Here is a 12,431-nt window from a genome sequence, read left to right as displayed (position 1 = left end):
TGACCTCAAGCGCGGTTCAGGTAGCAGGATCCGGTGAACCGCCGAGGAGGTCACGTTGCCGAGGGATGACAGGACTCCACCGATCGATGCCGGGGTGCACGTCCGGATCGCCCGACCCAGCCGGAACCCGGCGGCGGTCGAACGCTTCTACGTCGCCGGGCTCGGGCTGGCGGTGCTGTACCGGGCGGCCGGTGCCGGCCCGGGGGAGCACGACCTGCTAATGCTGGGCTGGCCGGAGGCAAGCTGGCATCTGGAGATCGTCAGCGGTCCGCACCTCGTGGTCCGCCCCGGGCCGAGCGCCGAAGACCTGCTGGTGCTCTACCTGGCCGCCCCGGTCGACGACACGCTGGTCGCCCGGCTGACGGCGGCCGGCGGCCGGCGGGTCGCCCAGGGCCCGTACTGGGACCGCTGGGGTGTGACGTTCGAGGATCCGGACGGCTACCGACTGGTGCTGTCCAGCCGCTCCTGGTCCAGCGCCGGCTGACGGGGCCGGATCCGCAGGTCGGGGTCGGCGCCCTACAGGTGTTGCCGGAGGAAGTCGAGTTCGAGGGCGAGCAGCCGTTCGGCGGTGCCACCGGCGGCCATGTGGGTGGCACCGGTCAACGGGATCACCGAGTGCGGGCGGCCGGCGGCCAGCAGCGCGGCGGAGAGCCGCAGGGTGTGCGCGGCCACCACGTTGTCGTCGGCCATCCCGTGCACCAGCAGGATCGGCCGGGCCTCGTCGGGGTCGCGTACCGGCTCGACGGCGAGTTCCAGCAGCGAGTGGTGGGCGTACACCTCGGGGCTGTCGGACGGTGTCCCAAGGTAGCGCTCGGTGTACGCGGTGTCGTACAGGCTCCAGTCGGTGACCGGCGCACCGGCGATGGCGCACCGGAACAGGTCGGGCCGGCGCAGTACGGCCAGCGCGGCCAGCCAGCCCCCGAACGACCAGCCCCGGATCGCCACCCGGCCCAGATCGAGGTCGGGGTGCTTGCCGGTCAGCGCGGTCAGCGCGTCCGCCTGGTCGGCCAGGATCACGTCGGCCAGCCGCCGGTGCACCACCTTCTCGAACGACGGCGCCACCCCCGGGGTACCCCGATTGTCGATGGTGACCACGGCGTAGCCGGCGTCGGCCCACCACTGCCGCTCCAGCCACGCCGACCGGGCGGCCACCACCTCCTGGTGGCCGGGACCGCCGTAGACGTCCAGCAGCACCGGCAGCCGGCGGCCCGCGACGTGGTTGCCGGGGTAGACCACCGCGGCCGGCAGCCGGCGGTCGGTGACCCGTTCCAGCGCGGGCCGGGGCGCGTACGGCGGGGTCGCGGCGAGCGAGCGCAGCCGGCCCACCTCCCGGTCGCCCTGCCAGACCGTCCAGGTGCTGCCGGCCGCGTCGAGTGAGCGGGACTGCACCACGAGTACGTCGCCGCCGACCGTCCCGCTGTGCCAGCCCGGGTCGCCGGTGAGCCGCCGGGCGTCGATCCCGCCGGCACCGATCGCGGTACGCACCCGGAACAGGTGCTGCTGGCTCGGCTCGCCGTTGCTCCCCTCGACCAGCAGGTCGGGGCTGCCGTTGCGGTTCGGCAGCCAGCCGACCACCCGGCGGACGTAGAGCGACGGCGGGGTGAGCAGAGTGCCGTCGGCGAAGAGACAGCGGGCGTCGTAGCCGTCGTGCGCGAGTTCGCCGCCGACCAGTACCCGGCCGTCGGGCAGGTGCCGGGGGGTGCCGGCGACCGGCTCGACCCAGCGCGGGTCGGCGAGTTCGGCGTGCACCTGGGTCTCGCCGGTACGCGGGTCCACCGCCAGCACCAGGCCGTGCTGCTGCAGCCGGCGCAGTACGGTGATCAACGGCCCGGTCTCGGCCCACTCCACCGAGACCAGGTATGGATAGGTCTCCCGGTCCCAGTGCACGTCGACCCAGCCGCCGTCGAGGTCCAGCAGGTGCAGGCTCACCTCGGCGTTCGGCCCGCCGGAGCGCGGGTACGCCACCGAGCGCGGCGGGCTTGCCGGGTCGCCGGGGTCGTGCAGGTGCCAGCGGGGCAGCCGGGACTCGTCGACCCGGGCGGCGAGGATGGACCGCCCGTCCGGCGCCCACCAGTAGCCCCGGAACCGGTCGAACTCCTCGGCCGCGACGAACTCGGCCAGTCCCCAGGTGACGCCGGAGTCCTCGCCGGCCAGCAGGTTGTCGGTGCCGTCGGGGTCGACCACCCGCAACTGCCCGACCCGGCCGTCGGCGGCGTCGGTGACGTAGGCCAGCCGTTGGCCGGTCGGGTCCGGTCGGGGATCGACCACCGGGCCGGAGACGGCGACCTCCACCACGTCCCCGTGCACCAGATCCGCCCGGAACAGCCGGCCGTCGAGAGCGAAGACCGCGACCCGGGCGGCCGGGTCGGTCGCGTACGAGGCGATGCCGGAGGCGCTGAGCCGGAGCCGCTCGCGCAGGGCCCGCTCGGTCGAGTGCGGCGTGCCGGCCAGGTCGGTGCCGACGGCCGGTCCGGCATCGGCGAGCCCGGTCGACCGGGCGCCGGCGGCGGCCGCCGGGTCGGCGAGCAGGTTGGCGGGGCCGGCCGCCGGGCCGGTACCGGTCGGGTCCGCGTCGGCCGTCGGGTCGGCGAGCAGGTCGGCGGGGTCGGCGACCAGCCGTTCGGTGCCGTCGGCGAGGTCCAGCATCCAGAGCGCGTCGACCGGGTCGGTGGGGCCGCCGGAGCGGAGGAAGACCACTCGCGAACCGTCGTTCGCCACCGTCACGGCGCGCGGCGCGCCGCGGCTGAACCGGCGGGTACGGGCGGCCAACTCCGGGTAGTCCACACCGTGATCGTAGAGCCGGGCGGTCGGCGATGTGGCGGAGCCGGGCATCGCCGCCCGGTCGGGTACCGGTGGTGGGCGACGACGCCGCGGCGGCGGAGCAACTCCCTTCCCAGGGCGGTCCGGCCCGGCCGCGTAGAGTTGCCCGGGTGACGAACCCGAACGAGGTGGCCGTCCCGGTCGACTCGGCCGAGCCGTTCGGTTCCGCCGACCCGGCCCGGCCGGCCCGGCGGCTGCTGTTGGTGCACGCGCATCCGGACGACGAGGCGATCGGCACCGGCGCCACGATGGCGTACTACGCGGCGGCGGGCGCCGGGGTCACCCTGGTCACCTGCACCCTCGGCGAGGAGGGCGAGATCCACGTACCGGCGCTGCACGGGTTGGCCGCCGCCGAGGCCGACCAGCTCGGCGGGTACCGCATCACGGAGTTGGCCGCCGCCTGCGCCGCGCTCGGCGTCCGGGACCACCGGTTCCTCGGCGGCGCCGGGCGGTACCGCGACTCGGGCATGATGGGGCTGCCCACCAACGACCACCCGAGGGCCTTCTGGCGGGCCGATCTCGACGAGGCGGCGGGTCACCTGGTCGAGATCATGCGCGAGGTACGCCCCCAGGTGCTGGTCACCTACGACCCGAACGGCTTCTACGGGCATCCCGACCACATCCAGGCGCACCGGGTGGCGATGCGGGCGGCGGAACTCGCCACCGTCGAGGGCTTCGGGCCGGACAAGATCTACTGGACGGCGATGCCGAGGAGCGTGCTGGAGGCCGGCCTGGCCGCCTTCGCCGATGCCGCCGACAACCCGTTCGCCGGCACCGAGCAGGCCGACGACCTCCCGTTCGGCACCCCGGACGAGCAGATCGCGGCCCGGATCGACGGCACCGACCAGCATGCCGCGAAGGAGGCGGCGATGCGGGCGCACGCCACGCAGATCCCGGACGACTCGTGGCTCTACTCGATCGCCAGCAACTTCGGCGGCGAGTTCATGGGCGTGGAGTACTACACCCTGGCCGTCGGCTCCCGGGGTCCCGGTCCCGGCCCGTACGGCTGGGAGGACGACCTGTTCGCCGGGCTGCCGGTGACCGACGCCGACCCGACCGCGCCGGTCCCGGCCGGTGATTCCCGGACCGACCCGACAGCCGTGGCCCGCACGTCCCCGACCGGTACGCCGGCGGAGGCGGGCACGCGGTGAGTCTGCCGAGTCCGTCCGTGTCCGTCCCGCCGGAGCTGGAGCCGGTCCCGTCGCCCGCCGGGCCGTCGAGGGCGCACCGGGCGGCCGACCTGGTGCTGCGGGTGGTCGGTGGTGTGGTCGCGGTGGTGGCGGCGGCGGTGACCGCCGCACTGGAGCTGATGCTGTCGATGCTCCGGGTCGGTGGGGTGCTGATCGGGGTGTCGGTGCTGGTCACCGTCTTGGCGAACGTGGCGCTGAGCTGGTTCGCGCCCCGGGCGGTGGGCCGCCGCTGGGCGCTCGCGCTGCCCGCCGTCGTCTGGTTCGCCCTGATGGTGGTCGCCGCCGGTGGCACCTCCGAGGGCGACGTGCTGATCGCCGCAAACAACTGGGTCGGACTCGTGATGATCTTCGCCGGCTCGGTGACCTTCGCGGTCATGGGCTTCCGTACGGTCATGAATCCACCCGGCCCGGAGTCCCCGCCGCCGCCGCGCCTCTGAATCCCTGTGCGGTCGGGCGGCCACGCTGCTCGGCGCCCGCCACCTCGCGCCGTGGATCCACTGCGGCACGGGTGGTAGAACTCTGTGGCAAGAAGCCCCCGGACGGGTGGGGCCCAGAGGCCATAAGGACGTGCGATGAAGGAGCGTTGGCTGCCGGTCGGAGTACTCGCAGGCGTGCTGTTCGGGATCAACGTCGCGGCCCGCCTGGTGGCCCGGTTCGGTTTCGGTGACAACACCGGGGTGCAGGACCGGATCTCACTGGGCATGTTCGCCGCGATCGGCGTGATCCTGGCCACCCTCGCGTTCGTCCGCGGGCAACGCCGTCCGCTGCCCGACTGGGGTGGGGAGATGGCCCTCGCCGTGCTGATCGCGATGCTGCTGACCATTTTCGTCGGACCGTTCATCAGCGGCAGCCAGCCGTTCGCCGCGGGGGCCGGGGCGTTCTTCTCGCAGATCTGGCTCTACTCCGGCTTCACCCTCGGCGGCGTACTCGTCGGCTACCTGCTGCTCACGGCGCTCGGCTGGGACCACCGGTCGCAGTCGCTCAAGCGGTTCGCCGAGGCGAAGCAGTCCAAGCCCCGCCGGGTCGTCCGCCGCTGACCTCCGGCACCGCCAGCGGCCGGGTCAGCGCGGCGCGACCCGGGTCTGGTAGGTGTGGTGGGTGGTGAAGCCGAGCCGCCGGTAGAGCGAGACCGCGGCCTCGTTGCGCTCCTCGACCTGGAGGAAGGCCCGGGTGGCGCCGAGTCCGGCCGCCCATTCCGCCAGCGCCCGGATCAGGTGCTGGGCCAGCCCCTGCCGCCGGGCCGACGGGACCACCTCGATCAGGCTCAGCCCCAGCCAGCGGCCCTGACCGGTGATCGTGCCCCGGGCCGCCGCGATCAGTTCGGCTCCGTAGCCCGCAGGATCCGTGGCCGCGCCGGTGCGCCCCGCGGGCGGCGCGGCGTACAGGTGGGCGAAGCGGACCTGTCGCACGGCGGTGAGGATGTGCCGGGCGGCGGCCGGCAGCTCGGCCGGAGCGTCGCCGTCCGGGGGCGGGCCGGCATCGCCCGGTGAGACGGTGGCGCCGGGTGAGGCCGTGGTGTCGCCGTCGAGCCGGGCGTACCGCAGGGCCTGTTTCGCCTTGCGCCGGGTGGCCAGGTCGAACCATTCCGGTGCGGGCACCCCGGTCAGCGCCGGCACCGGCAGGTCCGGCCGGACCGGGACGGCGTCCAGGATCGCCGTCAGCGGCGCGGTCTGCACGAGTACCAGCGGCCGGGCCGACCAGCCGCGCATGTCCAGCGCCGCCCCGACCGGCGCGGCCAGTGGGAGCGGTACGTTGATCATCGCCGGCCGGTGGCGTTCGGCGTACCAGCGCTGGACCGCGTCGATCGCCGCTTCGAGCGGCCGGTCCGGGTCACCGACCGGCAGTGCGCTGTTGGCCCGCCCGGACCAGCCGTCGGCGGCACGCAGCAGCCAGTCACCGAGCCGTCCGCGTACCGGGGCGGGCCAGGCCTCGTCCGAGGCGAGTTCGAGGTCGACCACCGCCGCCGCGTTCGGGCGCCGGGCCGGCGGCACCCGCTTGGCCCGATGCACCTCACCCAGCGGCACCCGCAGCGGCCCGTTCGCGGTGGCCAGCGTGAGATGGGTCTCGGTCAGCTCGACCAGTTCGCCGAGGGCGTCGCTGAAAAGGGTGCGTCCGCTCTGGTTTCCGACGATCCGGCGGACGACGATCCGGTGTCCCACATCGCGGCGTCCGAGCACGATCGACCCCCTCCCCGGCGACATACTAGGCTCTTACCGTCGCGGTCGATCGCGGCGTGGCTTGCGGAGGAGAAGATCGGTGACCTACATCATCGCCGAGCCGTGCGTGGATGTGCTCGACAAAGCGTGCATCGAGGAGTGCCCGGTCGACTGCATCTACGAGGGCAACCGGATGCTCTACATCCACCCCGACGAGTGTGTCGACTGCGGGGCGTGCGAGCCGGTCTGCCCGGTAGAAGCGATCTTCTACGAAGACGACGTGCCGGAGCAGTGGAAGGACTACACCACCGCCAACTACGAGTTCTTCGAGGATCTCGGTTCGCCCGGGGGAGCCGCCAAGATCGGCAAGGTGGAGAAGGACACCCCCTTCGTCGCGGCGCAGCCGCCGCGAGGTGAGCACTGAGCGGCCCGACACCGGCCACCGGTCGCGGGCCCGGTACGGCCGGCTCCGGCCGTACCGGCAACCTGCCCGACTTTCCGTGGGACCTGCTGGAGCCGGCAAAGGCGCTGGCCCGACGGCACCCGGACGGGATCGTCGACCTCTCCGTGGGTACCCCGGTCGATCCGGTGCCCGCGTCGATCCGGGCGGCCCTGGCGGCGGCCTCGGATGCGCCCGGCTATCCCCTGACCGCCGGCTCGCCGGCACTGCGTGCCGCGATCGCCGGGTGGCTGGCCAGGTCCTGCGGTGCCGACCCGGAGACCGTCGGCGTGCTGCCGACCATCGGCTCCAAGGAACTGGTCGGGTGGCTGCCGACCCTGCTCGGGGTCGGTCCCGGCGACGTGGTGGTGATCCCCCGGGTCTGCTATCCGACGTACGAGGTCGGGGCCCGGCTGGCCGGCGCCGAGGTGGTCCGGGCCGACGCGCTCACCGCGCTCGGCCCCGACCCCCGGGTACGCCTGCTCTGGGTCAACTCGCCGTCCAACCCGACCGGCCGGGTCCTGCCACCGGAGCACCTCCGCAAGGTGGTGGGCTGGGCCCGCGAACGCGGCGTCGTGGTGGCCAGCGACGAGTGCTACCTCTCGCTGGGCTGGGAGGAGACGCCGACCTCGATCCTGGACCCGGCGGTCTCCGGCGCCGATCACGCCAACCTGCTGGCCGTGCACTCGCTTTCCAAGCGCTCCAACCTGGCGGGCTACCGGGCCGGGTTCGTCGCCGGTGACCCGAGCATCGTCGGCAACCTGCTTGCGGTGCGCAAGCACGCCGGGATGATCGTGCCGGCTCCGGTGCAGGCGGCGATGGTCGCGGCACTGGGCGACGAGGCACATGTCGTCGAGCAGCGCACCCGATACTCGGCCCGGCGCGAGGTGCTGCGCGACGCGCTGGTCAAGGCCGGTTTCGAGATCACCCACTCCACGGCGGGGCTCTATCTCTGGGCCAGCCGGGGTGAGGACTGCTGGGCGACGGTGGACTGGCTCGCCCGGCGCGGCATCCTGGTCGCGCCCGGTGCCTTCTACGGCCCGGCCGGCGACCGGCACGTCCGGGTCGCGCTCACCGCGACCGACGAGCGGGTGGCCACCGCCGCGGAGCGGCTGCTCCGCTGACCGCCGGCGCCGGGGGCGGGGCCGGCTTCCGCGGTAACCCGATCATGCGGAGTCCCGGCGTACCAGTCTCGTGGGAAGGATCAGGGACGCGGTCTCCCGTCCCGCGATCAACTCGATGAGTACCCGAGTCATCTCCTTCCCCAGGGACTGGATCGATTGATGGACCGTGGTCAATGGTGGGTTGGTTCGTTCGGCTATTCCCAGATCGTCGAAGCCCACGACCGCTACGTCCGCCGGTACGGACCGACCTGCCTCGCTCAGCACGCGCAGGGCCCCGGCCGCCATGTTGTCGCTGGCCGCGAAGACGGCATCCAGATCCGGGTGGTCGTCGAGCAGCGTTGTCATCGCCGTCGCGCCGCTGGCCTCGGTGAAGTCGCCTTCCGCCATGCCGTACGGAGTCAGGCCCGCCATGATCATCGCCTCCCGGTATCCGCGGTAGCGGGCTGCGCCGACCTCGGTGCCCAGCTCGCCGGTGACGGTGACTATCCGGGTGCGGCCGAGGCCGATGAGGTGCTCGGTGGCCAGCCGTGCCCCACCGAGGTTGTCGGAGTCGACGTACCACTGCGGCGTGAAATGCAGCGGCCGACCGCCGTACACGGCCGGCAGGCCGGCTCGGCGCACGATGTGGGTCAGCGGATCGTCTCCGCGTAGCGCCATCAACATGATGCCGTCGACGCCCCGCGTGTTCAGCAGGTTCGTCAGCCGGGACCGGCCACGACCGGAACTGGCCAGGCACAACAACAGATGTAGGTCGGTCTCCTCAAGCGCCGAGGAGACACCGACGATGACCTGACCGAAGAACGGGTCGGCGAACAGCTCGGGATCGTCGTGGGAGATGGCAAGCGCGACGATCCCGGTCTGCCGGGTGGCCAGGGCCCGAGCGGTGCGGTTGGGCAGGTACCCCAGCTCCTTGATGGCCCGCTCGACGGCGTCGCGGGTGGCGCGACTGACGTGCGGCGCCTTGTTGAGGACCCGGGACGCGGCAGAGCGGGACACACCGGCGCGCGCGGCCACCTCGTCGAGCGTGGGCTGGCGCCGGGTGGTGTCTGTTGCCATCTCGATGCCGCGTCCTTCGTGCCTAGTGTCGGGGGCAGGCCGGCGACGAGGGCACCCGGCGTGGCTCGGTCGGCGCCAACGGGACCACCGGCGGTGCCGACGTCGCCGGTAGATGGTATCGGCCTCGGGTAGGTGGAAGCCGGTCGATGCTCCGCACGCCGGATCGACCGAGTCCAACGCCGCCGGTGTGCCCGATGCCAAACCTGGAAGCGCTTCCAGTCTTAACCACCCGACGGAGTACGCAGGATGCGATGGTTTGGGGAGCAACCTTGACTTTTGCTCGCCACATATCGACGATGGAATCGATAGTCTTAGATGTCATGTGCTGGAAGCGCTTCCAGCATTGGTCAACCTGCGGGACCGCGGTGGTCCGACGGGTGGAGGTGGATCCGGCGGGTCGGGATCGCGCAACCGCAGGGCCAGACACGCGGCACCAGTTCACGTCGACGCACCTCTCAACGCCCTAGGAGACTCGCGATGAGACGACCCACCCGTCCGCTGCTCGTGCTTTCCACCGTGCTGGCGGTGGCGACCCCGACGATCCTCTTCGGCCCGTCGGCCGCCCACGCCGATCCGATCAGCCAGACCAGCGGCTTCTACGTCAACCCGCAATCCAGCCCTGCGTCGTGGGTCGCCGCCAACCCTGGCGACGGACGCGCCAACGCGATCAGAACCGAGATCGCCCAGAAGCCGATGGCCTCCTGGTTCGGCAACTGGAGTGGCAACATCACCACGGCAGTCGGCAACTACGTCGGGGCCGCGGACGCCGTCGACAAACTGCCCCTGCTCGTGGCCTACAACCTCCCCGGCAGGGACGCCTGCGGCGGACACTCCGGTGGTGGTGCCGGCAGCGTCGCCGCCTACGACGCATGGATCGCGGCCTTCGCCAGCGCCATCGGCAACCGGCCCGCCGTTGTGGTCCTCGAACCAGACTCCCTGGGCGACTTCAACTGCATGAACCAGTCGCAGATCAACGACCGCGTCGGCATGCTCGCCCGCGCCGCCAACCAGTTCCGAACCAGAGCGCCGAACACGTGGGCCTACCTCGACGCCGGCAATCCCGGCTGGGTCGACGCCCGCACCATGGCACAACGCCTCAACATGGCCGGCGTCGCCAACGCCCGCGGCTTCGCGCTCAACGTATCCAACTACTTCACCACCGGCGAGAACACCAACTACGGCAACTCGGTCTCCGCCACGCTGCGGAACAACTTCGGATACACCAAGCCCTACGTGATCGACACCAGTCGCAACGGCAACGGCTCCAACGGTCAGTGGTGCAACCCGGCCGGCCGCAGGATCGGCACGCCGAGCCAGCTCGGAGGCGGTGCCGAGATGCTGCTGTGGCTCAAGGTGCCGGGAGAGTCCGACGGCAACTGCGGGGTCGGAGCCGGCTCCACCGCCGGGCAGTTCCTACCCGAGGTGGCCTACAAGATGATTTTCGGGTACTGAGCTGGGCGACACCCGACGATCACCAGACCAGCCGGTTCGCCGGCGGGCACACCAGCGAGATCGCGCGGTCGGCTCGGCTCCTCAGCGCCAGTTGCGGCGGAGCCAGCGTCGCACCAGCGGCGGCACGATCCAGGAGTAGACGCAGAACAGCAGCCACAGCAGCCCGGCCACCGCTGCGAACGCGGGTAGACCGGCCGCGCGCAGCCCGAAGATCACGGCGATGGCGCCCAGCCAGACCTTCAGCACACCGAAGCGCAGCACCGGCCGTACCGGCAGCATCAGCGGGTGCTGCGCGATCCTGAGTTCCAGCGCGGACTCGGCGAACGTCTGCTCGGTGGGCATCGAGGCGGCGGCTTGACGGTAGCCCTGGTACGCCGTGCCGAGTCGGCCGCGGGCGGCACTGGTGCCGCCGAGTAGGGCGTGCGCGGCCGGGTGCTCCGGGTGGGCGGCGACGAACTCGCGGCTGATCCGCTCGGCAGTGCGGTCGTCACCGCTGATGAAAGCCACCTGGATGCGTGTGGCGTACACGACCGGCGAATCCGGCTCCAGGGCCGCGGCCCGCTCGACGAGCTTCGCCGCCTTGTCCGGCTGGCCGTTGGCGGCGCAGAGGTCGGCGTAGGTGCAGAGCAGGTCGACGTCGTGCGGTGCCAGCGCCAGTCCGTCGAGCAGTGCCCGCTCGGCGACCTGTGGACGGCCGAGCCGGTGCTCGGCCCGGCCCAGGTGCCAGAGCAGGTCGGGGTCCGGCCCGGCGGCGGCCAGACCGGCGCCCGCGGCCTCGACCACCTCGGACCAGCGGTCCAGGTGGCCGAGCGCGGCGCAGCGCAGCCGGGTCGCGGTCACGTCGACTGCCTCGTCGGCGGGCAGCCGGGACAGCTCCGCCAGCGCCTCCTGCGGCCGGTCCGCCAGCAACAGGGCCTCGGCCCGGGCCAGGACCGGCGACGGTGCCGTCATCGGGCCAGCACCAGGATGAGAATGGCCTCCAGCACACCGAAACCGATCGCGGCGGCGAGGCCGGGGCCGACCAGGCCGGCGGGTTCGCCGCCGCGGTAGGTGTAGATCCGGAACGGCGCACGCTGGAAGAGGAGTACCACCAGCCAGACGAGGGCGCCGGCGACCATGCCGGCCAGTCGTACCGTGGAGTTGCCGTCGACGGCCGCGCTCACCGCGAGCCGCGCGCCGAAACCCACCAGCCCGGCCGCGCCGATGGCGAGCAGGCGGCGGCCGGAGAGTCCCAGCCGCGTGCCATTGAGCAAGCCCAGCGCGGCCGCGGCCAGCGGGCCGCCGAAGAAGGCGGGGTACAGGATCGACTCGGGGCGCCATGGCGGTTTGGCGGGCGCGGGTCGCTCCTGGATCGTCGGGCTGAACAGCTCGTCCTGCATCAGGCTCCCCTCTCTGCCGGTCGGAGGCGTCGGCACAGCATAGTGACCGTCCAGGAGTGACCGTTGGCCGAGATCACGGGCGCAGCCGCCCCGGGGCGGCCCGGAGGATCTGGCGCCACGCCGCACGCCGACTAGGGTGGGCGGATGACGGAGCAACCCTTCGTACTGGTGCGGGGCGAGGTGGTCCGGGAGGTTCCGCCGGAGATCGCCCGGTTCTCGGTGACGGTCGCCGCCCGGGACCGCAACCGGCCGGCCGCGCTGGCCCGGCTCGCCGAACGCTCCGCGGCGGTCCGGGCGCTGATCGACGGTTACGGCGACGCCATCGAGCGCCGGGAGACCGGTGACCTGTGGGTACGCCCCGAGCTCAAGCGCTCCGAAGAGAAGGTGACCGGCTACGCCGGCAGCGCCACCACCACCGTCACGGTGGCCGACTTCGGGGTGCTCGGCGAGTTGATGCTCCGGCTCGCCGACCAGGACCAGACCACCGTCGCCGGGCCGTGGTGGTCGCTGCGGCCGGACAGCCAGGTGCACCGGGACGCGCGCCGGGCCGCCGTCGCGGAGGCGATCAGCCGGGCCCGGGAGTACGCCGACGCGCTCGGCGCCGAGGTGACCGCCCTGCTGCACCTCGCCGACTCCGGGCTGACCGAGCAGCCGCTGATGATGACCCGGGCCGCACACACCGTGGGCTACGGTGCGGCCGGCGGTGCGCCGCCGGAACTCGAACTCGACCCGCGGGTGCAGACCGTGCACGCCGCCGTCGAGGCCCGGTTCGCGATCAGCCCGCCACGACTCACGGCCGGTGGGGTGGGATAGTT

General features: G+C 72.8%; 12 protein-coding genes and 2 pseudogenes. 8 read left to right on the top strand and 6 right to left on the bottom strand.

Annotation, left to right across the window (positions count from 1 at the left end; translation table 11 throughout):
- The first annotated feature begins 55 nt into the window (after positions 1-55).
- Positions 56-484, top strand: coding sequence for a VOC family protein (locus tag EV371_RS29310; RefSeq protein ID WP_486484837.1), 429 nt, complete (start codon positions 56-58; stop codon positions 482-484).
- 32 nt (positions 485-516) lie between these two features.
- Here EV371_RS29310 and EV371_RS29305 read toward each other — a convergent pair.
- Positions 517-2,427 (bottom strand): annotated as a pseudogene (locus EV371_RS29305) (S9 family peptidase); the annotation flags it as partial.
- A 123-nt stretch (positions 2,428-2,550) separates the two neighbouring features.
- A pseudogene (locus EV371_RS34770) lies at positions 2,551-2,784 on the bottom strand (peptidase S9); the annotation flags it as partial.
- Between the two features lie 164 nt (positions 2,785-2,948).
- On the opposite strand from EV371_RS34770, the gene mshB reads away from it, so the two are divergent.
- The 3 genes from mshB (at position 2,949) to EV371_RS29290 (ending at position 5,047) form a co-directional block, all read left to right on the top strand.
- On the top strand, positions 2,949-3,971 hold the full coding sequence (gene mshB / locus EV371_RS29300; protein WP_207230839.1) for an N-acetyl-1-D-myo-inositol-2-amino-2-deoxy-alpha-D-glucopyranoside deacetylase: 1,023 nt from the start codon (positions 2,949-2,951) through the stop codon (positions 3,969-3,971).
- On the top strand, positions 3,968-4,447 hold the full coding sequence (locus tag EV371_RS29295) for a hypothetical protein (protein WP_130464893.1): 480 nt from the start codon (positions 3,968-3,970) through the stop codon (positions 4,445-4,447). The genes mshB and EV371_RS29295 overlap by 4 nt, the downstream gene beginning before the upstream one ends.
- A 135-nt stretch (positions 4,448-4,582) precedes the next feature.
- Positions 4,583-5,047, top strand: coding sequence for a hypothetical protein (locus EV371_RS29290; RefSeq protein ID WP_130464892.1), 465 nt, complete (start codon positions 4,583-4,585; stop codon positions 5,045-5,047).
- Positions 5,048-5,071: 24 nt separating this feature from the next.
- Here the strand turns inward: EV371_RS29290 and EV371_RS29285 are convergent, their stop codons facing one another.
- Positions 5,072-6,187 carry a GNAT family N-acetyltransferase gene (locus tag EV371_RS29285; RefSeq protein ID WP_130464891.1) on the bottom strand — a complete coding sequence of 372 codons (1,116 nt, stop codon included), beginning with the start codon at positions 6,185-6,187 and terminating at the stop codon, positions 5,072-5,074.
- Between the two features lie 79 nt (positions 6,188-6,266).
- Here EV371_RS29285 and fdxA point away from each other — a divergent pair, with 79 nt between their 5' ends.
- On the top strand, positions 6,267-6,590 hold the full coding sequence (gene fdxA, locus EV371_RS29280; RefSeq protein ID WP_130464890.1) for a ferredoxin: 324 nt from the start codon (positions 6,267-6,269) through the stop codon (positions 6,588-6,590).
- A 62-nt stretch (positions 6,591-6,652) separates the two neighbouring features.
- Positions 6,653-7,729 carry a succinyldiaminopimelate transaminase gene (gene dapC / locus EV371_RS29275; RefSeq protein ID WP_130464889.1) on the top strand — a complete coding sequence of 359 codons (1,077 nt, stop codon included), beginning with the start codon at positions 6,653-6,655 and terminating at the stop codon, positions 7,727-7,729.
- Positions 7,730-7,771: 42 nt separating this feature from the next.
- Here the strand turns inward: dapC and EV371_RS29270 are convergent, their stop codons facing one another.
- The gene (locus EV371_RS29270; RefSeq protein WP_207230639.1) at positions 7,772-8,785 is read right to left on the bottom strand and encodes a LacI family DNA-binding transcriptional regulator; all 1,014 of its coding nucleotides are present in this window, start codon (positions 8,783-8,785) and stop codon (positions 7,772-7,774) included.
- 477 nt (positions 8,786-9,262) lie between these two features.
- Between EV371_RS29270 and EV371_RS29265 the strand changes: the two genes are divergently transcribed.
- Complete coding sequence (locus EV371_RS29265; RefSeq protein ID WP_130464888.1) at positions 9,263-10,237, top strand: glycoside hydrolase family 6 protein; 975 nt, start codon at positions 9,263-9,265, stop codon at positions 10,235-10,237.
- 81 nt (positions 10,238-10,318) lie between these two features.
- Here EV371_RS29265 and EV371_RS29260 read toward each other — a convergent pair whose 3' ends face one another.
- Together EV371_RS29260 and EV371_RS29255 are read right to left on the bottom strand one after the other, a co-directional pair.
- On the bottom strand, positions 10,319-11,188 hold the full coding sequence (locus EV371_RS29260) for a tetratricopeptide repeat protein (RefSeq protein ID WP_130464887.1): 870 nt from the start codon (positions 11,186-11,188) through the stop codon (positions 10,319-10,321).
- Complete coding sequence (locus EV371_RS29255) at positions 11,185-11,616, bottom strand: hypothetical protein (RefSeq protein ID WP_130464886.1); 432 nt, start codon at positions 11,614-11,616, stop codon at positions 11,185-11,187. The genes EV371_RS29260 and EV371_RS29255 overlap by 4 nt, the downstream gene beginning before the upstream one ends.
- A 144-nt stretch (positions 11,617-11,760) precedes the next feature.
- On the opposite strand from EV371_RS29255, the gene EV371_RS29250 reads away from it, so the two are divergent.
- Entirely contained in the window at positions 11,761-12,429 is a 669-nt protein-coding gene (locus EV371_RS29250; RefSeq protein ID WP_130464885.1) for an SIMPL domain-containing protein, read from the top strand.
- Positions 12,430-12,431 lie beyond the last annotated feature (2 nt).

The sequence above is a fragment of the Plantactinospora sp. CNZ321 genome (genome assembly GCF_004217235.1).
This window is presented reverse-complemented; position numbering and strand designations above follow the sequence as displayed.